We start from the raw sequence: 26972 nt of genomic DNA, 5'->3' as shown, positions 1-26972 counted from the left end.
CGGCAATTAAGATTCGTGTCTTGAATAATTCTACGCTCTGACTATTGCGAATTCAGCTCCGACCGTCGGCGCAGAAAGACAATTATCGTGCCGAGAAGTATCAGGGTTGTACCGGCCCAGACCAGATTGATCACCGGTTTTTTGGTTATGGAAAGAATCAGTCTGTCCGGCGCCTGACTTTTGAACAAGCCGGGGATACTCAATGAAACCGCGTGACGATCGGCGATGATCTGGTTGATGGTCACATTGAACTGACCGTTCTCGCCGAAAGTGGCGGGAGTGTCAACCGTGCGCTTGCCGCTCTCGTCGGACGCAATGGATACGGCGGGGCGAATCTCAGTGGTGTCTCCATCTTTGGCTACCAGGACATTGGCGGTAACCGACATACCTTCGCCCATATCATGCCCGCCCATTTCGAAGCCAGTGAAAGTAAAATCGTAGCCTTCGACCGACCTTGTTTCCCCCTTCGCCAGTATCAGACCACTCTCTCCACCCATATCCTGTATTTGTTCGGGCGAGAAATATAAATCATAGAGCAGATTTCGCTGAATATACGGTTTCCTCATGATGCCGTTCAGACGCTCGGAGAAATACAACTGGGGATGGATGTCATAACTCTCGCCGTCTTCTTCATAGCTGAGCAACAATTTGTTCTTTGGAAAAGTGATATCGTGTTCCATCCCTTCATAAGAGACTTCCAGCCCATACGCCGGAGCCTGGTCCCCCCGTGGAAGGACCAGTTTCTCATCACTGGTAAATGCCGAAGACGCGAGTACCCCGATAAGCATCAGCCCGAACCCCAGATGGGTGAGCTGACCGCCCATGATTTTCCATCGATGAGGAAGGAAACTGAAGATCGAGACAAGATTGGAAACAACAGCCATCGCCGCGGTGGCGAAAAACAGCACATAGAGATATTTGTCTATCGAAAGCAACTCGCATATCACTATAACAATAACGAACGTGACAATCGCGGGTACTATCAACTTGATGAGGTCGCGCTTGAAGAAGAACATGACCAAACCCGTCAAAACAAGCGTGAAAACCACGGCGAACACCAGCGATGAGCCGGATCCGAAATAGAACAGCCCGAAACCGATGGCGGCTGATATTATCGCCGTTATGACCAGTTTCTTGCTCCAGTTATTTGGCACGAAATTATTGTAGTTCAAAAACGGCGACACCGTAAGCAGCAGAGCAAACATAATGGCAAACGGCAGCGCAAAGCCGTTGTAGGTCGCCAAATCGGCAGCGCGGGGTTCGTTGGAAAATAGACCCGAAAGTATCGGCAGTGAAGTCCAGAACAAAACGACGATGGAGAAGATGGTCAACAGGGTCATGCCCGCGAACAGGATGAACTCCTTGTTATAGTAATTGTAATTCAGCGGCTTGTGTCCTATCGATTTGATGCGCGGCACGAATAACACTAGCGTCATCAAGAGATAAAAAACGAGGAAACCGACCAGATACTTGTTGATGCCGAGATCTACAAAACTGTGAACCGAAAAGTCGGCCAGTACACCGCTTCGGGTAAGAAACGTTCCGTAAATCACCAGCAGAAAAACGAAAGAGGTGAGCAGGAAGTTCGTTTTGCGAAGAGCCCCGCTGCGTTTTTCGATGACCAGCCCGTGAAGTAGGGCGAGCGATGCGAACCATGGAATGAAAGATGAGTTTTCTACCGGATCCCATGCCCAGTAACCGCCCCATCCGAGAGTCTTATATGCCCAGTATCCACCGAGGATATTTCCGCCGGCCAGCATAAGCGCCGTTATGGCCGCCCACGGAAACACTTTCTTGAGCCAGCCGGAATAATCGTTCTTAATCAACGCCGCCATAGCAAACGCGAACGGAATCGCCGCCATCGAGTATCCGACAAAGATAATCGGAGGATGAATCACCATCCACGCATCCTGCAACAGCGGATTGAGCCCGGCGCCATCGGCCGGGATGAAATCCATCATGGCAAACGGCGACAGATTCGTGAGGAGGACCAGAAAGAACAGATTGACCGAACTGTAAATAACCATCGCCCAGTTGCGGTATTGCTCGCCGTTGTAGATGATAATGTAGCCGAAAAAGGCGTTGAACATCAGCCACAGAAGATAGGTGCCTTCCTGACCACCCCAGAACGCCGAAAGCAGGTAGAAAAACGGAAGGGTCGAGTCGGAATAGTCGTGAACGTACTTTATGGCAAAATTGTGGCTGAAAAACAGATAAAACAGGTAGGCCGACGCCAGCACTGTCGAAATCGTGAAGGCGTGGTAGCTTTTCTTCGCGAGGCTTTCATACGATTTATTGCCGCGAGCCATAAGAAAGAAGAACACGCCGGCCAGTATGTTGAAAGCGAAACCAAGAAAAATCAGCAGGTCGCCCGGTGCGTTGTCGCTCATATTTATACTCCGGCCTCCTGCGCTTCGTCATGTTTCTTTATGTCCTGATACTCCTGATTGCCCTCGCCCTGGTATTTCGACGGGCACTTGACCAGCATCTGGTCGGCCACGAAATGGTCACCATCGGCCTTGCCCTTGAGCACCACCGAAGTTGCCTGGTCAAAATTTCCCGGCACGACGCCGTAATAAACGACATTCATGCTCCGGGCAGTGGCTTTATCGGAAGCCTCAGCGTCATAGATAGCGAACTCCAGACGCGACTGGTCGGCGTTGTAGACGACTCTTTCGAAATCTATTTTACCCATCACCTGAACCGTACGATCGGCCCGCGATGCCTCTTGAATCGATACATATTGAATGGTAGTCTTGAGAAAGGCGGATGCCCCCCACACGACAAAAAGCACTATAACAATCCCGCCAATTATATACTTGGCTTTCATTTAATTTTCTCCTCGATTTTCCGAACCTTCTTGTCAAGGTTCATCAAAAACAGGAACAGACCTATCCATACGGCCAGCGTTACAATAAGTGTTACGTAATTGCCGTCCATTTAATCCTCCAGTTCCAATTGCTTTCTTTCTAAAATCTGAACCCGGCGCGCCAGGCTGTACATCCAGAAATAGACAACCGTGAAAAGCGCCAGCGACGAAAAGAATATTGTTCTCACCACCGGACCCATCGTGAACTCGAGGTTCTGGTCGACGATTGAGTCTTCGGGGTGAAGCGATGGTACTATTCTTGGTACCACGAAAATCAAAAACGGCACCGTTATAAAAGCGAAAATGGAATAAACCGCCGCAAGCGAGGCTTTCTTCTCCTCGACTTCGACCGCTCCCCGCAGGGCGAAATAAGCGCCGTATATTAACAATAAGATAAATATCGATGTTTCCCTGGGATCCCAGTTCCAGAATGAGCCCCACGTTACTTTGGCAAAAATCGAGCCGGTAATCGTGGCGAGAATACAGAATACGAATCCCAGTTTGGCGGCGACAACAGCCTTGTCGTCTTCAACTAAATCTTTCGATTTGAGATATCGGATGGAGTAAATCATCGACATGGCAAAGGCGATGACACAAATCCAGGCCTGCGGGATATGGTAATAGAAAATACGGCTGGCCTCACCAATCTGCTGCTGAGGCATCGGCGTGATAAAACTGAAAACTATCACCGCCGACATCGCCAAGAACAACAATATTTTCCACCACATGAGCTATAATACCCGCTGGTCTAAGTTAAACTCTCACAATTATACAGCCAAACAGTAAAAAAGCAACAAAGTTCAGCCATTTGGTCATCTTTTTCAATTCTGCTATTCCTGCCAGACAAACTTGAAAAGCATTATGGATGCCGTGACCATCACCACGGCGTAGGCCACCAAAAACTGGAGCTCGGCTGAAAACTCGCCGAAGGGTGCGTTCTCGAGCGTCTTTTGTGTCGCGCTGACCAGGGAGATCAATAGCGGCATCAAAATCGGAAACGAGAGCACTGAGAACAAGGCTCCTTTAACCGAGGCTTTGGCAATAATCGAAGCTACCAAAGTGGTGGCGCCACACAGACCGACAACTCCCAGAGCAAGCACCGCCAGGAACCACGGCAGATTATCAACGGGTGCGTCGGTGAAAACAAAAAACAGCGGCGTTACGATGGCTGTCATGGTCGACAGCAAAACGAAATTGAAAACGAGTTTCCCAATATAAATGCAATCCGGGTCGGCAGTCAGCTTGAGCGCCAAAGCCGTCCCGGTCTCTTCTTCCCTGATAAAAACCTGTGCCAGACCCGACATAGCCGAAAAGAACATGATAACCCAGAAGAGCGCGGCCAGCAGCTTCGGCGAAAGCCCGCTCTGCCCCAATGAGAACGACACCACCGCCAGAGTCGTGATGCCAAACATAAGGATAGCGTTCAAAGCATAGCGTGTTCGCAGCTCCAGACGGATATCTTTCGCGAACACAGCGAACGACTTGCTAACTAAGCCGGCAGACCTGCTGGGCAAAACCATACTCCTGTGGTTCGTTAGTGGCGATTATGATAATACACTCCCGACGATACTGCTCAATCACACTCGTAACCAGCGCCTTCCCGGCTTCGTCGAGGTTTGACGTTGGTTCGTCCAAAAACAAAAAGGCCGGCCGGTTCAAGAGAGCCACGGCGTATTTAAGACGCTGTTTCATTCCCGATGAATACCCGGCCACATGATCCTGTCCTCTTCCCTCAAGGCCAACCTTCGCCAGCAGAGCATTGATTTCTTTGCCGGTGACAAAATCCCCCGCGACCGTGCTGAAAAACCTGAGGTTCTCCTCTGCTGTCAGGTGGTCATACAGGCTCAGATACGGAGCGACAAACGAGATCCTCGACCTGACAGCATCTTCGTCGAGCAAACGGTCATCCTCGGAGTACTCGACCGTACCTTTCGTGGGGCGAAGCATTTTCAAAAGGACATTCAGGAGAGTGGACTTTCCGGAGCCATTGGGACCCACCACGGCCAGCGATTGTCCGGTAGCGAGGTCAATCTCTATATCCGAGAATACCTTTCTCGCGCCGAACCTTTTCGATAACTGATGCGCCTTGAGACTAAACATCACGGGCAATAACGCCAATCAACGTCCAAAATCAAGCTTAAAGAAAAGGTGACCAAAGAGCGGTTCAGCCACCTTCAAAATGCCAGTTTTACCGATAACCCTCATGGTGAGCCGGTCAGTCGCTTAACCGGCAGAGTGTAACGGGTATGGAAATCATCGCCTATCTCGAAAGTGATAGATTTTTCGAAATCTTTGGCTGTAGATACATCGTTCACCACGACCATTCCTTCAACCGTCTCCCCCGCCTTTATCATTTCCGGCAGCGTGACTTTGAAAGTACCGGCGTTGCCGTCAACAAGCTTCAACGTATAGTCGCGATTGGTTAGGTTCTCAATCAGAAAAATGCTGTAGCGGCGTTCACGTTCACCGGCCTGTGACACGTCGACCTCGTAAGGTGTGACTCTCAACGGCATTAAACTGTCCGGCTCGAGCAGCACCTCAGCTTTGATCATCAGCCCGATTTTTTCATCCGAGGCGTTGGTGAAAATCGATGGCGTTTTGACAATACGGCCATAGAACGACTTGCTGGAAAATAGGATTTCAAGGGCGGTGCTATCACCGGGGGCTATGACGGAATCCGTCAGCGGTATCTGTGTACAGCCACAACCCGGAACAATTTTGGTGATCCGAAGAGGCTCCGTGCCGGTGGATTTGATCCAAAAGGTGTGACTCACCTTGGTGTGTTGGACTATCTTGCCAAAATCAAAACTGTTGTCAGTGATGGTGGCTTTGGGCGCGGCGAGAACTGTCGAGACAAACGCCATCCCAATGATTAAGATGATTGTCGTTCCCCTGAACATACCCCGCAAAATCCCTCCGCTATCTTATTATCCCAAACAGTCTGCCCCACCGCACTTTCTCGAAGAAATGAACAGCGTTGTATATAAACATGCGCGGCACCGAGAGCGGGTCAGAAACAGAGACATCGGGTGACGGGTGAATCGAGTCATCCCACGACCAATGCACAATGAGAGCTTCACCCAGCACGTGGTCATAAGGGACAACCCCCCAGTACCGGGAGTCAAACGAGTTATCCCTGTTATCACCCATCATGAAATATGAATTTTCAGGTACGACAAACGGCCCGAAATTATCACGGCTGTCGCCGCCTCCGGGTCGCCTTGGCTGGACATTAAGTTCGCCGGCTGAATTGACATCAATATATTTCCCATGTTCGGGAAGCGAATAAATATCTCCGTTGACGTAAACGACCTTGTCTTTAATCTCGATTGTATCGCCCGGCCCGGCTACGCAACGTTTGATATACTTCGTCACACCATCGCGTGGGAAAATGAAGATTACGATATCCCCCTGCTGAGGTTTGTCCAGCGCGGGCAACCGCCAATCCACCAGCGGCAACCTGGCTCCGTAGACGAATTTATTCGCCAAGAGAAAGTCGCCGACCAGCAGAGTGTCTTCCATTGACTGCGATGGTATCTTGTAGGCCTCGACGATTGAGGTCTTGATTATCACGGCGAGGATCACCGCGATGAATATCTGTTTGAAATTATCCCAAACCGTATCCGAGAGACTTGCTTTGCTCATTACTAACCTGCTTAAATAAACGTACTTTTACCCTATTATACTGTTTTTAGACAAAAATGATTCGTCCGCGTTCTTTTTATCCCTGGCGCCTTACGCTTAGATGCTTTGCAGCCATCTTATAATATCATTATAGGTGACAACGAGGATTAATCCCAGCAGCACCACCAGGCCAACTTGCTGCGCTATGACCCTGGCCCTCATCGACAAAGGCGAGCCTTTGAGCTTTTCCATCGCCAGAAACACCAAGCTGCCGCCATCGAGGACCGGTATCGGCAACACGTTGAGCACGGCCAGATTTACCGAGAGAAGCGCCATAAAGAAAAACAGGTTGGCGGCTCCTTTTCGGGCTTCCTTGCCGGATTGCTGCGCGATAAAAATCGGCCCGCCAATCATTTTGGCGGATACCTCACCCGAAACAATCCTCTTGATGAACTTTATGGTCTCCCAGACAATCACATGGGCGGTTATGAAACCCTGTTCGAACGCTTCGCCGACACCATAGCTTTCGTATCGCACCGGTTTCTGGCTGAAACCTATCACACCGACAGTATCAATACTCCCGTCCAGATTAGGCACCTCCGATATTATCGTGGTCATGGCAGCGTTGATAGTGTCGTTGCCCCTGGTCCAGGTGAGATCTATCGGCCTTTCGACAACCGCGTTAATGCGGTTTCTCAGGGAATCGAAATTGGCGATCGGGTGATTATCAATCGCGATGATAATATCATCAATCCTCAGGTCCGCCAGTTGCGCGGGACTGCCGTCTACAACCTCGCCGACCACCACTTTGTTGTCATCGTAAACCGCTTTCCCAGAGAACATGAATATGCCGATGAGCAGCACGATGGCGAGAACATAGTTCATGAACGGTCCCGCGAAGATGACCGCGGCCCGTTCGCCAACCGATTTCGACATAAACTCATCCGGAGATCCGGTGGTTTCTTCGCCCGGGTTCTCGGCCGCCATTTTCACATACCCACCCAGCGGAATCAACCCGATACAGTAGGTGGTCTCTCCCCACTTTTTAGCGAATATGTTAGGCGGGAAGCCAAGCGAAAATTTCTCGACTTTTATCCCCACCTTCTTGGCCACCAAAAAGTGGCCAAGCTCATGGATGAAAATCAGCACTCCGAGCACGAATATGAACGCAAGCATTGTCAGCATAGCTGTAATCTACCTATCATATCATTGGCCGTTTCACGAGCCCTCTTGTCGGCCTGTAAAATATCGTCCAGAGAAGGCTGAGAAACAACGTCTATTTTATCTACGGCATCTTCTATTATATCGGTAATATCGGTGAATTTGACAGCGGATTTCAGAAAAGCTCCCACGGCTACCTCGTTGGCGGCATTGAAAACGGCCGGTGCCGTACCGCCGACTCGGGCAACCTCGAACGCTATTTTGAGAGCCCGGAATTTCTCAAGGTCCGGAGGCTCAAACGTCAATTCCCGCAATTTGTCGATATCAAGCAAGCCGAAATCGGATTGTACTCTATCGGGCCAGAACAGAGCATAGGTAATCGGCAGCTTCATGTCCGGTCGGGAGAGTTGCGCCATTATGGATGAGTCGATGAACTCGACCATGGAATGAATAATCGATTGCGGATGAATGACCACCTTGACCTTCTCCACCGAAACGGAAAACAACACGACCGCCTCGATTACTTCGAGACCCTTGTTGGCAAGGGTGGCCGAGTCGATGGTGATTTTGGGGCCCATATTCCACGTCGGATGGCTCAGCGCCTGCTCGCGTGTGATCTGATTGAACTTCTCCATTGGTAGATTACGAAATGGCCCACCCGAGGCAGTGATAATCAGTCTTCTGACTTCATTTTCTTTACCCGACGCGAGTGCCTGCCATATTGCTGAATGCTCCGAGTCTATGGGAAGTATCCTGGCGTTCGTTTTTTGGATTATCGCAGGAAAAAGCGGACCGCCGCAGACCAGCGATTCCTTGTTGGCCAGCGCCAGCGTACGACCGGCCTTCACGGTCTCCAGCGACACCCTCAGTCCGGCCGCCCCGACTACCGCGTTGACTACTATATCGACATCGTCCAACGCCGCCAGCTTGATAAGCTCGCCTTCACCAGTCAGGACCTCCACCGGCTCGCCTTTCAATCTCAAGCGGACCTCGGCGCCGGCGGTTTTGTCGACCACACACAAGTACTGCGGCCTGACCTTGTGGTATTGTTCGACGAGCAAATCGACGTTCGAATACGCGGCCAGCGCCCTGACAGAAAACCGCCCCGGATGAGCATCGAGTACTTCCAGGGTGGATTTACCAATCGAGCCTGTACAGCCGAGAATGACAAGTTTTTTCGGCGTCATATTGTTTTATAACGAAAGTTATTTTGCGCTGTTCCAGATAAAAATGCGGCCCCAAAACAAAGGGCGGGACAATCTTATCCCGCCCAATTCAATCTTTCAGGCGTTCAGGCGAGCCTACTGTATCTCGTTGCCTTCGGCATCAGATACAAAAGCGGCGCGCAAGAATATCTCTTCCACCGGCTCGGAGACCTCGCCGCCACGCTCCGGATTGGCCACAACTTCAACCGAACCCATCTTATGAAGGACATCATACCCCTTAATGAGTTGTCCGAAAACAGTATATTTACCATCGAGCGAAGCTGTCTGACGGTTTCGGGCCAAACAAATATAGAACTGTGTCGATGCCGAATTTACGTCGCTCGAACGGGCCATGGCGAGAGTTCCGTCCTGATGAGGAAGATCGCTGAATTCAGCCGCCAGGTAATAGCCTACCTTACCCTTGCCGGTGCCGGTCGGGTCGCCACCCTGAATCATGAAGTTATCGATAACTCTGAAGAACGTGCTGTTGTCGTAGAAGCCATCCTGTACCCTGGCCACGAACGAATCAGCATGGACCGGAGCGACATCACGATACAGCTCCAGGGTCATGTTGCCGTAATCCGTGACCAGAGTCACGAATTTGTTGTTTTCGTCGCGGACCGGATACCGGATAGCGGCGAGGCTGTCCCAGCGAGTCATCGGAGCAGCCGAATCGGCGGTAGCGCCGGTCTGACCGGAAGTATCCCCGGCTTTATCATCCTTGGAGCATCCAAGGGCAACCACCAAAGCCAGACCAAAAATCAAAATAAAGGTAACTCTTTTCATCTACTTTAACCTCGTGTATTGTATGTGATTTAACATTTTGCGCCGAATATATCTGTTGCGCAAAATGCTGTCAAGATTGAAACCCGCCGGGAAAATGGTCCAAAAAACACACTATCCCGGCCATCACCTGGCTCGATAAGCGCTCACGGACGGAAATAGTATTTTAGCGCAGCCCCGAAATTCAGATACTTGGGACGGTCTATCGAACCCGCCACAACCCACTCGTTTACTGATGACAGCGCCATCATGGAGCGCCCTCCGGGAGCTTTCCAAAAGGTAAAATCTGCGCCGAAATTAAGCCCCATAGCGAATTTTAAGTCGTTCTCAGTCTCAATCAAATCACCGGAAACCGAAAGTATGCCGGCGTGCGCGCCCAACCCGACATAAGGAGCGACAACCGACACCGATGGATCGAGGAAAAAATAGTTAACATTAAGGTCAAGGTCGTAGAGGTTGAAGGTCGGCGTTTCCGGAACGAACGCCCATCCGTAATTTGGCACCAGCGGATCAGTGTAAAAGGTATCCAGGGTGTTGATGTGTGTCCACCTGAAGCCCAGGCTCACCAGGATGTGGTTACTCCGAAGTTGACCGTAATTGAACCCGAAATAAAAGCCCGGGTCATAAACCTGATCAGCATCGAGCTCCACCAGCCGGTCCTGTGAATCCAGAAAGTCGATAATATCGATACCATCATAACTACCGACAGGGTGGGCGTAGCCGCCGTAGAATTCCAGAACATTGAGTCTCTTGGCTACTTTGGTGATGGCGGCCTCAGAGGTGGAACTGGCCGCGAAACAAATAGCCGCCGTCGCCATGGTTATGGCAAGAACTTTTCTAATCATAATATCTTCCTATCACTTGAGGACTTATCAGACTTTTCTACCTAAATACGTATTTTATTCGGCGCAGTCAAACCGTATAGTAAATATTATAAACTTCCGGCCGAAAATTAGATGCATAGACCGTTATTTTGCGGCCAGGTACACTGTTAAATATATGCCCTAATTGAAGATTTGAGAATATCAGGCAAAGCCGCGAAATCGCTTGACTGAAGTGAATTTGTTACTAAATTCACAAAGTAGATTTGAAAGGATATTTGAAAATATGGCACGAACTTCGATCGTTATAATCGGCGCCGGCATAATGGGTCAGGGGCTGGCCGAGGCTATTGCCACATCGGGCACCGAGGTTACTCTCATCGACAAAACCACCAAGCTGGCCGAAGCGGGTATCAAGGGCATCTCCGAATCAATCGACCGCGAGATCGAGCGATGGGGACTCACGAAGTCCGACAAGAAAGCAATTCTCTCGCGCGTTTCTCCCTCTTCCGATCTGTCCGAAGCCGAGGATGCTGAAATAGTTATCGAGGCTATTCCCGAGGATTTGAACCTCAAGCGGGCGCTTTTCGAAAAACTCGACCGGATATGCAATAGTGATGCGATCATGATCACCAACACCGGTACACTCTCGATCTCCGAGATCGGCGCCACGACGGAACGTCCGCAAAAAATCATCGGCATGCACTTTCTCAATCCCGTCACTAAGATTCCCCTGGTGGAGATTGTCAAAGGCCTGCGCACCGACGACGACACCTTCAACAAAGCGGTTGCCTTCGCGGAACTCCTCGACAAAAAGTGGATTACTGTCCACGAATACCCGGGCTACGTTACGACCCGCATTATTGTCCCGCTTCTCAATGAAGCCATGCATGTGCTCATGGAAGGCGTAGCGTCGGCCGAGGATATCGACAACGCCATGAAACTCGGCTTCGGGTTCAATGTCGGGCCGCTTACCATGGCCGATATGATGGGATTGGATGTAGTCATGTCGTGGATGGAGAACCTTCTGGAGGAGCTTTCCGAGCACAAGTATAATCCCTGCCCGATCTTGCGCAAACTTGTCCGCGCGAGACATCTGGGCGTTAAGACCGGCAGCGGCTTTTTTGAGTATGATAAAGAAGGAAACAAAATCAACGGCAGCGGCATGGCGACCGGACTGGCCAAAACAGGAATGTAGAATATGAAAATATTAGTGATAAACTGCGGTTCATCTTCGGTCAAATATCAGCTTATCGACACTAAGGCCGGTCTCGCTCTGGCAAAGGGCATGGTGTCGCGAATCGGCATGTCGGCCTCGGTTCTGACACACAAGCCGCATGACCGTCCGGAAGTAAAAGTATCCGGTGAAATTCTCGATCATATCGTGGCGGTCGAATACGTTGTGTCGATTCTGATGTCGGAAAATCACGGCGTCATAAAAGACCGCAGTGAAATCGAGGCGATCGGACACCGCGTCGTACACGGCGGCGAAAAATTCACCGATTCAGTGCTCATTACGCCGGCCCTGATGACCGAGCTTCGCAATCTGATAGAACTGGCGCCGCTGCATAATCCGCACAATATTCGCGGTATCAACGCCTGCACCAAAACACTTCCCGGCGTGCCAATGGTGGCTGTGTTCGACACTGCCTTCCACTACAAGATGCCGGCACACGCCTACATCTATGGGTTGCCTTACGTCATGTACAAGCGCTACGGCATCCGACGCTACGGTTTTCACGGCACTTCGCACAAGTACGTAAGCGAACAGGCCGCCAAAATGCTCGACAAACCATTGACCGATTTAAAACTGATCACCTGCCATCTGGGCAACGGAGCTTCGGTGGCGGCTGTTGACGGCGGCATATCGGTTGATACTTCGATGGGTTTCACACCGCTGGAGGGGCTTATCATGGGCACGCGTACCGGTGACCTTGACCCGGCCATCATTCTCCACGTCATGGCCCGCGAAGAGCTGACCCTGCACGAGGCGAATACCCTTTTGAACAAGCACTCCGGACTGGCCGGCATCTCGGGCGTATCATCGGATATGCGCGAAATCATAGCTGCGGCCAAAGACAAAAACCCGAATGCCAAGATTGCACTCGATGCTTATTGCTATCGGCTGAAGAAATATATTGCCGCTTACGCCGCCGCTCTCGGAGGTGTACATGGCATAGTCTTCACCGCCGGTGTGGGCGAAAATTCTCCCGATGTTCGCTGGCTGAGTTGCGAAAAGCTCGAATTCCTTGGCATCAAATTGGACAAGGCCAAAAACAATCAGGCTGTCGGCAAGGCTATGGACATCTCGGCCGAAGACGCGACGGTCAAAACGCTGGTGATTCCGACCAACGAAGAACTCGTGATTGCCCGCGACACCGAGAGGATTGTCAAGGCCCAGAACTGATCCAGGCTTACAGAGATATACTGACGGCAGGCGACACTCAATCTGGTGTCGCCTGTTTTTTTTGAGTTTTATAAGGACATCTTCAGAGATCGGCGCGAAGCGATATATCTTGGCTCACACACTACTTCTTCGCGGGCAGCCGCGCGAGCATCTGCTGGTAGCGCGAGGCGCCAAGGGTCAGATTCGACGGCAACGGCTGCATGCCGGCGATTTGCGCCTTGGCGTTGCGGATTCGCTCCTGTGTGGCCGGATGCGATGACGCCAACTTCTCGAAAACGTTGTAGTCTCCCCCGCCTCCCAGCGCGGCCAGCTTATCGAACATCCCCAGAGCGCCATTGGGATCATAACCGGCATTTTTCATATAATAGATGCCGAACTCGTCCGCCTCGCGCTCGTTGTCGCGCGAATAGTCGGCAAAAGCGAGACTCATGCCCAGATTAATGGCCACATTGAGAACATCCGATGCCCCTTCCTCGCCGAACACGAGCTGATAGGCCGTGGCAACGCCCAAGGTTGTCTGAAGTCGCTTAATCCCGTGACGGGCGACCACGTGCGAAATCTCGTGCGCCATCACAGCCGCCATCTCCGCCTCGTTGTCCATCTCGCGAAGCAGCCCCGTGTAGAAATAGATATACCCGCCGGGGGCGGCAAAAGCGTTTATCTGATCTGATTCGATAACGGCGAAATGATATTTGATATCTTTGCGATCGCTAACCGCGACAATCTTCTGCCCCACTTCGTCAACATAGCTCTGCCACACCGGGTCATTTAGAAGTTTCTCCGTCTGCTCGACCTGCTCGGCCATGCCGGCGCCAATCGCGACCTCCTGGCTGGTAGGGATAATAATAAACGACTGTTTGCCGCCGGGCCCTGTGGTGGCGCACGACAACAGCATCAACATCAGAATAATCAATACAATCGAGGCGAATAATCTCTTACGCATAAGTCCCCCCGTAATATCTAACCGGACTTCATTTGTTATCTACAGCTTGGCCTTGTCGGCCAGATCGCCGACTATCGGCAACTTATAATTTTTACCCTGAAGGGCAAAGTATATCCCGACCACCGAAAGAGCCACCGCGCAGATCAGGATCGCCTTGAACACGAAATCAGAGATGCCGTCGACCAGAAATATCAGCGCCAGCAATTCCACGAGAAACAACAGCACTCCCTGGCGGGCATGGAAATGCGCTTCCTTGTTCTCTCTCATATTGAGAAGAGGGATGAAGCACAAAACCGGTATGTATGACATGATGGCCGCCATGCGCCCTTCCTCGGAACGAAAGCTCTCGCTGTCGGGATGCGGCTGTGAGGATTGGCCTTCGGCCTTATCGTCAAGCTCCGGAACTGTCCCGGATGGTTCTTCGTTCGGTTCGTTTTTGAAAAAAGATTCGGTCATGTGTCCTCCATGACTTTAGTTGGCTAACGGGGCCAGAACAACTCGCGCCCCTCTTCGGGCATCTCGAAGCTTATCGCGTCGGTCTCGGGCCAGCTTTCGACCTCGTTGCCCTCTTCCACCAGCGCGACTTTGAAGCCGAGATTACCGAAACCGCTCTCGAAGATGAACTTGCGCTTAATCGCGATCTCGAGCAAGGCGTCCATCGCGTGGACACAACACCCCTCCGCCGCACTCGCCGGCTCGGCGTCCTTCCCGATAGCGAACTCGACCACCTTAAGCTCCGGTGTAAACAGTGATACCCGGCATTTCAGGTCTTTGATCAATTCTATGTTGTTTTTATCGCCGAAGTCAAGGCGAATATAGAACGAATCATAATCGAAGGCGAAGTATATGCCGGCGATACTGCGGTCAACACGGTGCATCGCCCCGCCCGCCTTGCGGCAATCATAAAAACCGGCGCCGGACCACTCGTAAAAATGGCTCAACCGGCCATCGATAACCGGCGTGATGAGCTCGTCGGGCAAAAGCGCCTTGATGGCCGCCTCGCCCCGATAAATCGGCTTAAGAAACTCGAAAGGAATCTCCAGATTCAAAAGCTCGTACACCGCTACCAGATGGCGACGGAAAGCGCGGTCGAACTCCTCGTTGTGCGCCCCGCGATGTTCATCGCCGTACCACCAGCACCAGTCGGAACCCTCCGCAATATATATCTGGTCCCAGGCCCTTTTGATCTTCTCGCCGTCGTACCCTTTGTGACTTTTCTCGAACGCCACCAGCGTTTCGCGGGCCTTCGTGAGAAGATCCCACGCGGCGTTGTCTTCGGGGTGGCCGATCCATATCCGGAAATTGTGGTTGATCCACGACCCGGCAAAAAGCGACGGAAGCTTCTTCGCGGGCACTTTCTCGACAACATCGGTCATCGTGACCGTCTCGATAAGCGGGTCGTCGTTAAGCTGGCGGTAGAACTCGGCAAGGAACTCCCGACCATCATCGGGGAAATACTCCCAGGCGTTCTCACCATCGAGTATCACCGGTATCACGGCGTTGTCGAGATCGCTGTTTAAAAGGTCTCTTATCTTGTGAACATGACCGATGAAATCATTGACCGCCTTCTCGGGTCGCATTCCCGAATATACAAAGCCGATTCGGTCCGAAAGCAGATGGTCACGGAAAAATACCTTCAGTCCCGGACCGTATTCGTAAACGGCGTGAATCGGGTTTGCCCTGGTATCGAGATTGGACTTCTTAAGCGAGTTATAAAGTATCTCTTCGTCAGTGGCGATCCACTTCACTCCCAGCTCGATCATGATCCGGGCGACCTGCTCGGAAACGGAACCTTCCGACGGCCACATGCCTTTCATCGGCACCCCAAACAGCGCCTCATATTTCTCCATAGCCATCGAAATCTGTCTCTCAGCGTCTTCGGGATGCGTAAACCGCTTTTGCGGCAGGTTGATTTTCGGCAGAGCCTCAAGAGCGGCGTTGGTATCGCACAGAAGCGGCAGAATCGGATGATAGTAGGGCGTAAAGGATATATCAATGCGGCCCTCCTCGAGCAACCTCCGGTAGGTCGGCACGATCCGCTTCATCAACTCAATCTGCCAGTCGAGCACCCGATGTTTTTCTTCCTCGCTGAAGTGCCTTCCTTTTTCGAACAAGGACCGCACCGGCTCTTCCTTGCGGAACATCGGGTCGATCCACGCCAGGTTCGACCAGACCTGAAGGTCGCGGAGTTCTTCCGAGGTGAAGAGCGCCGGTAAAATCGGCTGGGCGTAATTTTCCTTTACTTTCTTGTAGAGTTCGTTGAAGCGACGGTGGGGAGCAATCATTGTCGAGGGATTGGCGGCAAAGAAGCCGCGCAGAATTTCCACGCGTTGCCCCTCGCTTAATTCCTCGGCTTTCGCGCGGGACAAATCCAGATGAGTATCGGTGCCGCCCTGAATATACAGATCAATCTGATCGAGCAGTGAGGGGACGAGATTGAAGGTGATTTTGACTTTCTCGAAGCGCGACGCCGTCAGGGGCATATCAAGATAGTCTTTGATAGCGTGGAGACGCACCCAGGGCATGACAAGACGATTCGACCCGGGCTCCCGGTAGTTGGGTTGATGCATATGCCACAGTATGGCCAGCTTGACGGGCTTTTCCTGTGTCAATGATAGTCCCCCTGCTAAGTGGGATCAGCTTTCGCTTTTTTCGGCAAACAGACGAACCGCCTGACGCTCCAGCGTGGTACCCGCGAACTTCTCCTTGAGAACATCGAGATGCGTGCGCGCCGATTCGATATCACCGGCCAGCAGAAAGTTGCGCATAGCCGACATGCGATAGTCCCCCGCGAGAGGTCCCTCGGGATATTCGTTGGCCGCGATCGCGAACCGTCGGGCCGCTTCGGCGTAATTGCCCTGATTTTCATAGCAGCCTCCTATGCCGCCGAGAGCCGAGGCGCGCTGGAGAGCGTCCTCTTTGTACTTGTTGGCGAAAAGTTCGAAGTAACGAAGGGCTTCGGAATAGTTTTGTGATTCGTAGTTGATCTTGGCCAGCAGGAACGCGGCCTGGCGCGCGGCCCTGGTATCGGGGTAGTTGTTGACAACATCGGCCAGACCCAGCAACGCCACCTGGTCGCTGCCCGAGCGATAGTCGATCAGGGCGCGGGAGAATTTCTCGGATGCTTCCTGAAGGTTAGCTTCCTGGCTGTTGAAATAGAAAATGACCGCGACTACAATCAAAATGACCGCCGCCACGCCAATAACATAATACTGCCAGCGTTCAAGAATTTCATGCTTGGCGTTGAGCATGAAGGTCATGAATTTATCTTCTTTTATCTGTCGCTTGGTAAGCTTGACTTTGCCGTACATTTGTGCTCCCGATACTGTTTACGCTACTGACTTTTTCTTAAGACCAATCAGGGCCGGATGAGCCGGCCCTGCATAAAACGGAATTCGAAATTTTCTATTCTCTAAGGCAAATTACGCCTAGAACACTCCCGTGAATGATACGTTTAGGTGGTGGTTCCGGTTGGTGTAGTCATACTGATCGTAATACTGAACATCAATCGTGTAGAGGCTATAAGCTACATCGAAATGGATCTGCTCCCAATGAATACCGGTTCCCAGACTGCCATAGTAACCAACCGCCTTGGATGTGTTGCCGTCGGCGTCATAGTTTGGCTCCGGTGTCGGTACAACGCCAAGCCCCGCTCGAAGCGGTATGGTGCCGTATTTTGTCTCTTTAAGGTATTCCGTGCCCATGCGAACCGTAAAGACATTGTTCCATCGAGGATCCGATTCCAGATAGGTCTCGATATTATCACCGCCGGGGTTAATTGTGATCTCCTGCCGAACGTTGATCTTGCCGCCCTTGAAAGCGCGATACTCGGCATCCATGGCCACAAGGAAATTGTCTCTTACTTTGTAGGCAAAACCGCCGCCGATTATCCACGGCATATCGTATTTCACCAGGTTATCCATGTAGTAGGTCGTGTCGGTCAGAAAATCCAAAACCAGCCCGTTCATGTAAATGATATTGTAAACGAGTCGATCGTACTCAACCTTCAGCTTGAAGGGGGTGCGAATGGTCAATGCGGCATTCGTCTTATCGCCGTTGTATTTAAAACCTATAGTGAAGTTGGTGCCTGAGAATTTGAAGGTATCTACTATGGTGCTGTCTTGTATGGCCGTTCCATTCTGCATAATTCCATAAAGTGAGTTTTCAACAACAGCGTACATGTTGTCGACCTGAAGAGCACTTCCGGTATACACGTTGGCAGTGACACCGAACGACAGCTTGTCATACAGACGAGTCCCGAATCCAAAATTCACGGAATTTACGCCACCATCGAGGCTATAATTGTTCACAATATCAAGATACTCGGTGTTTAGAAGATGAATACCCGCTATGGTTGTGTCAATAGTGCGCTCAAAAGAACCGGAACTGGCAATGGAGGCAAAGACATCAAAATTGCGCGTGTAGCTGATGCTGCCAACAAACGGGTGTCCCTTCACTCTCAAAGGTGCGGCGAAGCTGAACAAACCTACATTTGAGAAAGACGATGTATGCTCCAGGTGCTCCCATGTGTTAATAAAGGCGGCGTTCGCCGCTCCACGCGGAGCAAGAGAAGACCAACTGAAGCCGAGAACCGGTTTCTCGATACCATAAATACCGGCCGGGTTCCAGCTAACACCGCTGACATCATCAGAAACTGCCAAATAAGCTTTCCCCATACCTTCAGCTCTGGCTCCACCACCCACAAAATCGAAGCTATATTGCCCAAAGGCGGTTGAGGATAATACCAGTACCAATACCAGTGCCCTTGTCAAAGACCCTTTCATTCCTCTTGACTCCTTATTCGAAAATAGAAATTACTTCTCTTACTTATTCATAGACGTTTGCTATGCGAAAAATAATTAACGAATATATGACAAGTTTAGGCCCGTGTCAAATGATTTCGGGCAGAAATAGCCGGTTTATCCTGCTAATTGGCAAGAAGTTGCGAGGCGAATGAAATATCTTGAGCCGAGGGGCGTTTTGCCCGGCCAAGCCCTGCGGCCGGAAAATCAACAGGGCTCGAGGCTATCGACGGTCTTGAGGCTAAAACACTCCTGTAAACGAAATATTCCAGTGCCCGTTTCTGTTAGTGTAATCGTAAAGCCCGTAGTACTGAACGTCGATCGTCGACACAGAATAAGCGATATCAAGATGAATCTGTTCCCAGTGAATACCACTTCCCAGCGCCGCAAGATAGCCGTTCGCTTTTGAGGCCTTGCCCACAGAGTCATAATTTGGCTCTGGTACGGGCTGGTAGCCTATTCCGAGACGAATTGGTATGGTGCCGAATTTTGTTGATTTCAGATATTCCGACCCGACTCGCACGGTGAACACATTGTTCCACCGGGGATCATATTCGATATAGGTCTCCAAATTCTCTCCGCTTGGATTTATAGTGATGTCGTCCCTAATGTTGATCTTACCGCCTTTGAATGCTCGAAACTCCGCATCCGCCGCTAGAAGCCAGTTTTCCCTTAATCTCAATGCAAATCCAGAGGCAACCATCCAGGGCATATCGCATTTTATAAGATTGTCCATGTAGTAAACCGTATCAGTCTCGCTGTCGAGTGGCAGGCCATTGAAAATATGAATGCTGTATACCAGCCTGTCGTATTTCACCTTGAGCTTGAAAGGTGTCTTCACTACCAGCGCCGCCGCCAGCTTTTCACCATTGAATTTGAACCCAACTGTGAAATTCGCCCCGGAAAACTTGTTGGTATCGACCACCGTGCTGTCTATCCGCAATGTGCCCCGCTGCATCGCTATCGGATCATAACGAGAATCTTCAATGACGATGTGAGTATCATCGAATGCCAGACTGCGACCAGTATAGATATTGATAGCAGCTCCGAGCGACAATTTGTCGTAAAGACGAGTACCAAATCCGATATTGATTGAATTCACCCCGCCGTCCCGCTGCCACTTCAGCGCCACGTGAGTCAGTGAAGTGTCGCAGTCATAAGGATCGTTTTCGTTCGGCACGTATATCTGCCAGATAGAGCCTTCAGAATACAACGACCGAAATACATCGAAATTCCGCGTGTAATTGACGCCCCCGACAAAAGGATGACCCTTAATACGGACGGGAGCAGCAAAACACAGAGAGCCGATCGCGTTAAAAGACCCGGAATGGTCATAATGAGTGACGGTGGGCAAATAAGCCACGTTCGAGGATCCTTGCGGCAACAACGAACCCCAACTTAAACCAAATACCGGTTTCTCGATTGTATAAATGCCTGCCGGATTCCAGCTTATGCCTGTTATCTCATCAGAGACCGCCAGATACGCCTTCCCCATACCCTCGGCGCGTGCTCCACCGCCGCAAAAATCGAAACTGTATTGCGCGCTCACCTGTGATGTAGTAAGCACAACCACAATCGCAATCACAGCCAACAATCTACTCATCTCCCCTACCTCCAGAAAGCGTGATATTTAACCAATGGGAGGTGATCCCCCCGCTAATAGTCTTGAGATTGAGATGCTAATCCTTGAAGTCTCCCCGTGACGAAGTCGCTGGCGCTGAGCCAGGACCGCGCCAATGCTGCATTGACGGCTAGCTGCGATGCTTTGTTTAATCGGATCGAGACTAAGCATGGTCCGCAATGCGCTAAAATTCCGTAGGCATTTGATTAATCAAATGCCTACGCAAAATTGGGGAATCAGAGTAAAGGCCAGTGCTATGTGTTGAATCCAGTAAAACTGGTACCCCCGGCAGGAATTGAACCTGCGACCTGCGGTTTAGGAAACCGTCGCTCTATCCTACTGAGCTACGGGGGCACTGAGGTTGATCGTCTTATCCGAGAGCCGGTCGGCCTCGACTTAAGACAAAGGATTTTACTGAAGATTATCCCAAAAGGCAAGAGCAGAATAAAATCTACTCGGAGTCAAACGATATCAAATAATTTACATCGTAACCATCGAGCTTCTCCCGCCACGGCAGAAACGATAAATCAATAACCACCGATATCCCGGCCACCACTCCCCCAAGCTTCTCAATCATCCGGCACACCGCCAAAAGAGTCCCGCCGGTAGCTATCAGATCATCTATTATGACCACCCGGTCGCCACTCGCCACGGCATCGGCATGAATCTCGAGCGTATCGGTGCCATACTCCAGATCATATTCCTGCGAAACGGTTTTGTACGGCAACTTGCCCGGCTTGCGGGCCGGAATGAAGGCGACTCCCAGACGGTCCGCCAGCGCGGCGCCGAAAATAAACCCGCGCGACTCCACCGACAAAATCCTGGTCGGCTTTTTCGGACGCACGAATTTCTCCATAGCATCGAGAGCCATCCTGAACCCTTTCGGGTCGGCCAGCAAAGTGGTGATATCGTAAAAATTGATTCCGGGCTTGGGGAAATCCGGAACCGAGCGTATATATTTCTTCAAATCTTCCATGTCAGTCAGTCACCCTTAAAATGTAATGTCAAAATCATCGTACCCCCCGGTGAACTCGGACCACCTTACGACGACATCGCTGACCGACGCCGATGGCGGTCCGATTTTGAGATCTTTGATGAAATCCTCGATTGCGGAGCGGTCTCCCTCGACAAAAGCCGTCACGGTTCCATCGCGGTTGTTTCTGGCCCACCCTTTTAGATTCAGACTATGGGCCTTGCGAAGACAGTAGTAGCGGTAGCCCACGCCCTGAACGAGGCCGCGCACCACCAGTTCGGCGGCAACCGAACTCACCGGCGCTCCTTCGCCATTTTCATCGCCATCTCGGCAGCTTCGCGCGGCGTGGTGGCCTGAACGACATCATCGCCCAGACTCCAGGCGTTTACCGATATCAGCGGCTTGCCGGCTTGAAGCGTGAAGGCCATCTCCGAGAGCGTACCATACTTGCCCGGAAACGCGATCACGGCATCGGCCGTGCGCACCACCAGAGCGTTTCTGGCTTCACCTATGCCGGTGGGAATGACGATGTCGATGAATTCGTTCGCGTCGTTGGGGTTGTCGCCGGGGATGATTCCGATAGTCGTGCCGCCGGCTTCTCTGGCTCCCTGGGCAGCTCCCTCCATGATTCCTCCAAGCCCTCCGCACACGATGATGCCCCCATTTTCAGCCACGTAGCGTCCGACTTCGGCGGCCATGTCCCGAAGTTTTTTCGAACATTTGTTTGCCCCAACTACAGCGATAACCGGCTTGCGGTTAACACTCATGGTAAGAACCCCTTCCTACCCCCCGTTATTAAATGTTATTGAGGTTTCGAGATGCTTAGTAGTTCAACATTTAATAAAAATCGGGGCGACTGGATTTGAACCAGCGGCCTCTTAGTCCCGAACCAAGCGCGCTACCAATCTGCGCCACGCCCCGAGGATAGTTGAGAACGACGTATGATATTACTTTTTTCGAATATGTCAATGTCTTTTTGAGGCTAAACCGAAAGCTTTCAACAACTACAGTTTAATCCCGTTTGTGCCCAACCGGGCCAGCGTAACCATATCGGTAAAGCCAAGCTTGAGAGGTGTAATCGAAACCACGCCCCGGTTAACCGCCTCGAAATCGGAGCCCTTAGTGGTCCGCCACTTCGGCCTTCCGCCGATCCAGTAGTACGGCTTGCCGCGGGGGTCTGTCTTGTGAATAACTATATCTTTATAGTGACGGAAACCCAACTGAGTGAACTCATACTTAGTATATGCCCGGCCGTTATCGGGCGGTAAATTGACATTGAGAAAAGTGCTCGGGTCGAGCTTCATCCGCTCAAACGAATCCAGGAGTCTCTTGACAAAATTAGCGGCCCGGTTCATCGGCATTCCCGGCTCATAGTTTGCCATCGAAACGGCTATCGACGGAATCCTCAAGATCGAGCCTTCAATCGCCGCCGCCACCGTACCCGAGTAGGTAACATCATCACCCATATTGGCCCCGTGGTTGATTCCGGAGATTATAACATCGGGCTTCGTGCGCTTGTACAACAGGTGTATCGCCAGCATGATGCAGTCGGTCGGGGTGCCATCGGTGGTGTACTGATTTTTACCGATTTTGTGCACCCGCAGCGGGCGGTTCAAAGTCAGCGAATGAGACGATGCCGACTGCTCCCGATCCGGAGCGACCAGATAAACCTGATGTTTACGCGAGAGGATTTTAAACAGCGTGGTTATTCCCTCTGAAAAATAGCCATCATCGTTGGTTATCAATATTCGTTTTGCCGACATAAAAAACTCCGCGTAGAATCCGTATGCGCTATTGTAACTAATAGAAGCCTGTGGAGCAAGCGATTGTTCCGCTATGCGGGGAGTATAAAAATCACATTTAGGCCCAGATTCGTTTCCAGATCTGGCGTATAAATCGGCCGGTATCTTTGAGAGGATTGATATACGATGTCGACCCTTCATAGATTGTCGATATGGGCACTTCGGACACCGGGCATCCAACCGCTCCCGCCTTGAAAAGCATCTCCGACTCGAAATCGTACCCGACAGTCTTGAGCTGGATCGCGCTCAACAGCCATGTCGGTATAAGGCGAAACCCCGACTGACTGTCGCGAACCCGCTGGGTGGAAAAAACAGATATTATCATCGACGTGAGATTGTTGGTCAGCCACCGGTCAAAGGGCATAATCCTCAGGTCCATCTTGCGCGTGCCGATTATCACCCGGCGGCCGTCATCGAGGGCATAGAAACGGGGTATTTCTTCCGGTAGATGCTGCAGGTCGGCATCGATTGTCAAGACCGACCGGTAGTTGTTCTCGATAGCATACTGAAATCCCGCCATCAAAGCCGCCCCCTTGCCTCTATTTTGTGGAAAAGAAATATGATTTACGTTGTGCTGCTTGAGCAGTTCAAGGGTGTTGTCGGATGAACCGTCGTTGACAAACAGAAGGTTCTCGCTGCACACAAATTGTCGAAGACGATTTACGAGCTCGGGTATGTATTTTCCGGCGTTGTAGGCCGGAACCAGCACCAGGGCGGCATCGATATATATTTCAGCCAAGCTTTTCTCCCTCGGCAAACTGCTTCATCCACCGATACGATAGAATTACACAAACTGTCAGGCAACTATTATAAAGCTGCATTTCTCTAAGGATGCATGATCATGTTGTGTCTGTTCTTGATTTCCGCCTGAGTAAACTGAGACCTGACACCACAGCCTTATGGACCAAAAACGGTGAAGGTCCCGGGTGTTGAACCGGGACCTTTCGCCTTACCGACTATCTAAGAAAAAAGCATGAAGATAAAACTCTTGTTGTTAGCTCTTATAAACGCGAGGCCGGGTAAGGATGCACCGGAGGTGAAAAAATGCAAAAAAAATGGTCGGAGCGAGCCGATTCGAACGGCCGACCTCTCGCACCCCAAGCGAGTGCGCTAACCAAACTGCGCTACGCTCCGACTAAATCTTTGCTTTATATACGATAAACGGAAATAAGCCGTTTTGTGCAAGGCTAAAGGTACCCAAAATCGTCCAAAGTTCAAGAGAAATCTTTGAGCAAATCAAGCACATCCTTGCGTATTTGCCCTATGAGAGTTTTTGTCCGTGCCGATGAAACCGCGGCTGTTTTCACCTCGGTCGGCTTCTTCATCATCAGCTTCCTGCGGGTGCCCTCGATAGTCAACTTCTCCTTTTTTCGCAGGTAATTGATCCGGTTGATAATATCGATATCCTTTTGCGTGTAAACCCGATTTCCGCCCCGATTTTTCTTGGGCCGCAGGATATCGAATTCCTTCTCCCAGTACCTGAGCACATAGGCCTCAAGCCCGGTGATTTTGGACACCTCGCTTATCGAGTAGTATAGTTTACCTTCCTCGCCGCTTTTAGCCATACCGTACCCCCGTTTCAGGGTTTGTTTATTGCCATATCTCGGCCTTAAGTTTTCTTCCCATCAAGTCGCCCACCGCCTCGGCCGGCGGTTTGCCGTTGAACAATACCTCATATACTTCTTTGGTGATTGGCATCTCCACCTGATATTTCTCAGCCAGCGTGAATCCTGACCTCGTCGTCTGAACACCTTCAGCTACCATTTTCATCGAGGCGAGAACGTCCTTGAGCTTCTCCCCCCTGCCGATATGCTCGCCAACATACCTGTTGCGGCTGTGACGCGATGAGCAGGTGGTGATCAGATCGCCGATTCCCGACAATCCCGCAAACGTGAGCGCCTGGGCACCCATAGTGACGCCCAGACGGGTCATCTCTGCCAGACCGCGAGTCATCAACGCGCCCATCGTATTGTCGCCCATCCCCAGCCCGGCAGTAATACCGGCCGCGATAGCGATGATGTTCTTAAGCGAGCCGCCCAGTTCCACGCCGATGAGATCATCGGACTGATACACCCTGAATGTCTGGTTGCTGAAAAGATTCTGAATTCGGCGGATGAGATCGCCCGAACTGCCGGCCGCGACAACCGCAGTCGGTAAATCCGCCGCCACTTCCTCGGCGTGCGAGGGCCCCGACAGCGTGGAAACAAAAGCCGGATCGACGCTGAGCTCCTGCTCTATCACCTCGGACATCCTCATCAGGGTGGTCGTCTCAATGCCCTTGGCGAGATTGACAAACCCGACTCCGTCAAACTTGCGGTCTTTCAATTTCACGAGCACGGACCGAAGGAACTGCGAGGGTGTCGCAAGGACAAGCCACTTTACATCGGTAACAGCATGATTAAGATCGTTGGTGACATCTATACTGTCGGCCAGGCGGACCTCTTTGAGCTTGTCGGGGTGGTAGCGAAGCCCGCGGATTTTCTCGTAATCATCCTTGTTGAACTCCCACAGCTTCACTTCGCAACCGTTCTTTTCCAAAAGAGCCGCGATAGCCATACCCCAGGAACCGGCTCCAAGGATTCCGATTCGTTCAGCCATCAGATCTTTCCCCGCTTTTTTTCGATGAAAACGAAAAACGGTTCTCCGTACCGGCAAGCAGGCGCGAGATATTTTGTCGATGCGCCACGATTATCAGCGCCGCCAGAACCGCCGCCATATATACGTAAACCGACGACATTTGAACGTCCATCGCGAATTTCTCTATCACCACTGAAGCCAGAAAAGCGACTGCTCCGACAATGGAACCAAGCGATATATACCGGAACACCAGAACGACTGCCAGAAAAACGCCAAAGCTGATCAGTGCCTCAACCGGAAGCATCGTCACCACCGCTCCAAGAGAGGTGTTGACCCCCTTGCCACCTTTAAACCGGAGATACACCGGAAAAACATGTCCGACAATCGCCGCCAGAGCGCAGGCTACGATGAACAGGTCAGGCGAAAGCGGACCGGTATCGTACGTTGACGTAACGTATCGGGCCAGCAACACCGCCACCACACCCTTGCCTATGTCCCCTATGAATACCCACACCGCCACCTTGAAACCCGCGACCCGCCACGCATTGGTGGCGCCAATGTTTCCGGAGCCTTGCTTGCGTATGTCGCCGACGCCAAAAATGGCGCAGACAATCAGGGCGAACGGAATCGCCCCGATGAGATAGGCCATAACTATGATTATAACAGCGAGCATACCGCGGACATCCCGTTGGTCAGAAACAAATGTTTACGCAGACGACCGCGACTATTGGTCCGTCTGCCCGGTTTCTTGGGTCTCTTCGATATACAGACTATCCATTTCGGGTGCGGCCGGCACCAGATCCCTGAGGTCCGGATACGATTGGAAGACCGCTTCATAGAACATCTCGGCCTCAACGGAGTCCACTATCTCGTCGCCCGGGATAGTCTTCATTTGTCCGAGCATATTGGCGAACTTTTCAGCGTCGAGCGGCTCGGATTCTATTTTCTCCCTCAGTCCGTCGCACACTGCGTTAAACTTAACCGTATCCACTCCGGGCGCCGGATCGGTTACCGCCATCTTTTGTATCTCTCCAATCAACAGCCCGCCAGAAGCTTTGGCTACATCCTCGCGATAGATATAAATCACAACGATAGCCACGATAATCATGACCAGCAAAACGCCGGCGACGATTAGCCCAATCAGACAGCCCTTCGAAAGTCCCTTTTTCGGGGTGGTTTGTGGTGTTACCTCTGTCATAGCTCCCAACCTGCTAAGGGTTATTTGAATAATTTCTTTATTGTTGATTTATATAATGATAACAAAGTCATGTCAAGCGTTGGTTGACACATCCGCATAATGATTATATAACACACGCAAACAGTGATGGCAAGCGGATAAATATCTTACCGGCGGTCGGTTGAAGCACGAAAAAAGCCCGCCAGA

29 protein-coding genes and 3 tRNA genes are annotated in these 26972 nt (G+C 51.3%); 2 read left to right on the top strand and 30 right to left on the bottom strand.

What is annotated here, in order from left to right:
* Positions 1-41: 41 nt before the first annotated feature.
* The 12 genes from ccsA (AB1483_07185) to AB1483_07130 all read right to left on the bottom strand — a co-directional run bounded on the left by ccsA (AB1483_07185) (position 42) and on the right by AB1483_07130 (position 10487).
* Positions 42-2390, bottom strand: a complete 2349-nt coding sequence (gene ccsA, locus AB1483_07185) for a cytochrome c biogenesis protein CcsA (GenBank protein ID MEW6412241.1) — start codon at positions 2388-2390, stop codon at positions 42-44.
* A 2-nt stretch (positions 2391-2392) separates the two neighbouring features.
* The gene (locus AB1483_07180) at positions 2393-2830 is read right to left on the bottom strand and encodes a cytochrome c maturation protein CcmE (protein MEW6412240.1); all 438 of its coding nucleotides are present in this window, start codon (positions 2828-2830) and stop codon (positions 2393-2395) included.
* On the bottom strand, positions 2827-2940 hold the full coding sequence (locus tag AB1483_07175) for a CcmD family protein (GenBank protein ID MEW6412239.1): 114 nt from the start codon (positions 2938-2940) through the stop codon (positions 2827-2829). The genes AB1483_07180 and AB1483_07175 overlap by 4 nt, the downstream gene beginning before the upstream one ends.
* Positions 2941-3579, bottom strand: a complete 639-nt coding sequence (ccsA, locus tag AB1483_07170) for a cytochrome c biogenesis protein CcsA (GenBank protein ID MEW6412238.1) — start codon at positions 3577-3579, stop codon at positions 2941-2943. It lies immediately after the preceding gene.
* Between the two features lie 120 nt (positions 3580-3699).
* Complete coding sequence (locus AB1483_07165) at positions 3700-4383, bottom strand: heme exporter protein CcmB (GenBank protein MEW6412237.1); 684 nt, start codon at positions 4381-4383, stop codon at positions 3700-3702.
* Positions 4355-4969 (bottom strand): ABC transporter ATP-binding protein, encoded by a 615-nt coding sequence (locus AB1483_07160; protein ID MEW6412236.1) that lies wholly within the window; start codon positions 4967-4969, stop codon positions 4355-4357. The genes AB1483_07165 and AB1483_07160 overlap by 29 nt, the downstream gene beginning before the upstream one ends.
* A 101-nt stretch (positions 4970-5070) precedes the next feature.
* The gene (locus AB1483_07155; protein MEW6412235.1) at positions 5071-5769 is read right to left on the bottom strand and encodes a DUF1573 domain-containing protein; all 699 of its coding nucleotides are present in this window, start codon (positions 5767-5769) and stop codon (positions 5071-5073) included.
* 19 nt (positions 5770-5788) lie between these two features.
* Entirely contained in the window at positions 5789-6514 is a 726-nt protein-coding gene (gene lepB / locus AB1483_07150) for a signal peptidase I (GenBank protein ID MEW6412234.1), read from the bottom strand.
* A gap of 96 nt (positions 6515-6610) precedes the next feature.
* A complete protein-coding gene (gene rseP, locus AB1483_07145; GenBank protein ID MEW6412233.1) occupies positions 6611-7678 on the bottom strand; it encodes an RIP metalloprotease RseP in 1068 nt (355 codons plus the stop codon).
* Entirely contained in the window at positions 7672-8841 is a 1170-nt protein-coding gene (locus AB1483_07140) for a 1-deoxy-D-xylulose-5-phosphate reductoisomerase (GenBank protein MEW6412232.1), read from the bottom strand. The genes rseP and AB1483_07140 overlap by 7 nt, the downstream gene beginning before the upstream one ends.
* 114 nt (positions 8842-8955) lie before the next feature.
* The gene (locus AB1483_07135; GenBank protein MEW6412231.1) at positions 8956-9645 is read right to left on the bottom strand and encodes a peptidylprolyl isomerase; all 690 of its coding nucleotides are present in this window, start codon (positions 9643-9645) and stop codon (positions 8956-8958) included.
* Between the two features lie 143 nt (positions 9646-9788).
* Positions 9789-10487, bottom strand: coding sequence for a hypothetical protein (locus AB1483_07130; protein ID MEW6412230.1), 699 nt, complete (start codon positions 10485-10487; stop codon positions 9789-9791).
* A 262-nt stretch (positions 10488-10749) separates the two neighbouring features.
* Between AB1483_07130 and AB1483_07125 the strand changes: the two genes are divergently transcribed.
* Complete coding sequence (locus AB1483_07125; protein ID MEW6412229.1) at positions 10750-11661, top strand: 3-hydroxyacyl-CoA dehydrogenase NAD-binding domain-containing protein; 912 nt, start codon at positions 10750-10752, stop codon at positions 11659-11661.
* A 3-nt stretch (positions 11662-11664) separates the two neighbouring features.
* The gene (locus AB1483_07120; protein MEW6412228.1) at positions 11665-12870 is read left to right on the top strand and encodes an acetate kinase; all 1206 of its coding nucleotides are present in this window, start codon (positions 11665-11667) and stop codon (positions 12868-12870) included.
* Between the two features lie 121 nt (positions 12871-12991).
* Here the strand turns inward: AB1483_07120 and AB1483_07115 are convergent, their stop codons facing one another.
* From AB1483_07115 to AB1483_07030, 18 genes are all read right to left on the bottom strand, one after another.
* Entirely contained in the window at positions 12992-13813 is an 822-nt protein-coding gene (locus AB1483_07115; GenBank protein MEW6412227.1) for a M48 family metallopeptidase, read from the bottom strand.
* Positions 13814-13852: 39 nt separating this feature from the next.
* A complete protein-coding gene (locus AB1483_07110; protein MEW6412226.1) occupies positions 13853-14269 on the bottom strand; it encodes a hypothetical protein in 417 nt (138 codons plus the stop codon).
* 23 nt (positions 14270-14292) lie between these two features.
* Positions 14293-16425, bottom strand: a complete 2133-nt coding sequence (locus AB1483_07105; GenBank protein MEW6412225.1) for a glycoside hydrolase family 57 protein — start codon at positions 16423-16425, stop codon at positions 14293-14295.
* A gap of 24 nt (positions 16426-16449) precedes the next feature.
* Positions 16450-17124, bottom strand: a complete 675-nt coding sequence (locus AB1483_07100; GenBank protein MEW6412224.1) for a tetratricopeptide repeat protein — start codon at positions 17122-17124, stop codon at positions 16450-16452.
* A 117-nt stretch (positions 17125-17241) separates the two neighbouring features.
* Positions 17242-18597: a hypothetical protein gene (locus AB1483_07095; protein MEW6412223.1), complete on the bottom strand. Its 1356-nt coding sequence runs from the start codon at positions 18595-18597 to the stop codon at positions 17242-17244.
* A 259-nt stretch (positions 18598-18856) separates the two neighbouring features.
* Positions 18857-20218, bottom strand: coding sequence for a hypothetical protein (locus AB1483_07090; protein ID MEW6412222.1), 1362 nt, complete (start codon positions 20216-20218; stop codon positions 18857-18859).
* Between the two features lie 295 nt (positions 20219-20513).
* Positions 20514-20590, bottom strand: a tRNA-Arg gene (locus AB1483_07085).
* 97 nt (positions 20591-20687) lie between these two features.
* Entirely contained in the window at positions 20688-21212 is a 525-nt protein-coding gene (locus AB1483_07080; protein MEW6412221.1) for an adenine phosphoribosyltransferase, read from the bottom strand.
* A 15-nt stretch (positions 21213-21227) separates the two neighbouring features.
* Positions 21228-21506, bottom strand: coding sequence for an acylphosphatase (locus AB1483_07075; GenBank protein MEW6412220.1), 279 nt, complete (start codon positions 21504-21506; stop codon positions 21228-21230).
* Positions 21503-21976 (bottom strand): TIGR00725 family protein, encoded by a 474-nt coding sequence (locus AB1483_07070; protein ID MEW6412219.1) that lies wholly within the window; start codon positions 21974-21976, stop codon positions 21503-21505. The genes AB1483_07075 and AB1483_07070 overlap by 4 nt, the downstream gene beginning before the upstream one ends.
* A gap of 80 nt (positions 21977-22056) precedes the next feature.
* Positions 22057-22130, bottom strand: a tRNA-Pro gene (locus AB1483_07065).
* Between the two features lie 83 nt (positions 22131-22213).
* On the bottom strand, positions 22214-22972 hold the full coding sequence (surE, locus tag AB1483_07060; protein ID MEW6412218.1) for a 5'/3'-nucleotidase SurE: 759 nt from the start codon (positions 22970-22972) through the stop codon (positions 22214-22216).
* 97 nt (positions 22973-23069) lie between these two features.
* Positions 23070-23750, bottom strand: a complete 681-nt coding sequence (locus tag AB1483_07055; GenBank protein MEW6412217.1) for a glycosyltransferase family 2 protein — start codon at positions 23748-23750, stop codon at positions 23070-23072.
* A 317-nt stretch (positions 23751-24067) separates the two neighbouring features.
* Positions 24068-24145: transfer RNA gene (locus AB1483_07050), tRNA-Pro, on the bottom strand.
* A gap of 80 nt (positions 24146-24225) precedes the next feature.
* On the bottom strand, positions 24226-24576 hold the full coding sequence (locus tag AB1483_07045; GenBank protein MEW6412216.1) for a MerR family transcriptional regulator: 351 nt from the start codon (positions 24574-24576) through the stop codon (positions 24226-24228).
* A 25-nt stretch (positions 24577-24601) separates the two neighbouring features.
* Positions 24602-25609: an NAD(P)H-dependent glycerol-3-phosphate dehydrogenase gene (locus tag AB1483_07040; GenBank protein MEW6412215.1), complete on the bottom strand. Its 1008-nt coding sequence runs from the start codon at positions 25607-25609 to the stop codon at positions 24602-24604.
* Entirely contained in the window at positions 25602-26261 is a 660-nt protein-coding gene (gene plsY / locus AB1483_07035; GenBank protein MEW6412214.1) for a glycerol-3-phosphate 1-O-acyltransferase PlsY, read from the bottom strand. Before plsY ends, AB1483_07040 begins: the two co-directional genes overlap by 8 nt.
* Positions 26262-26312: 51 nt before the next feature.
* Positions 26313-26786, bottom strand: a complete 474-nt coding sequence (locus AB1483_07030) for a hypothetical protein (protein ID MEW6412213.1) — start codon at positions 26784-26786, stop codon at positions 26313-26315.
* Between the last annotated feature and the right edge of the window lie 186 nt (positions 26787-26972).

This window comes from Candidatus Zixiibacteriota bacterium, from assembly GCA_040756055.1.
Classification (GTDB): Bacteria; Zixibacteria; MSB-5A5; order GN15; family FEB-12.
Note: the sequence above shows the minus strand (reverse complement) of the source record. Positions and strands in the feature narration are given on the sequence as shown.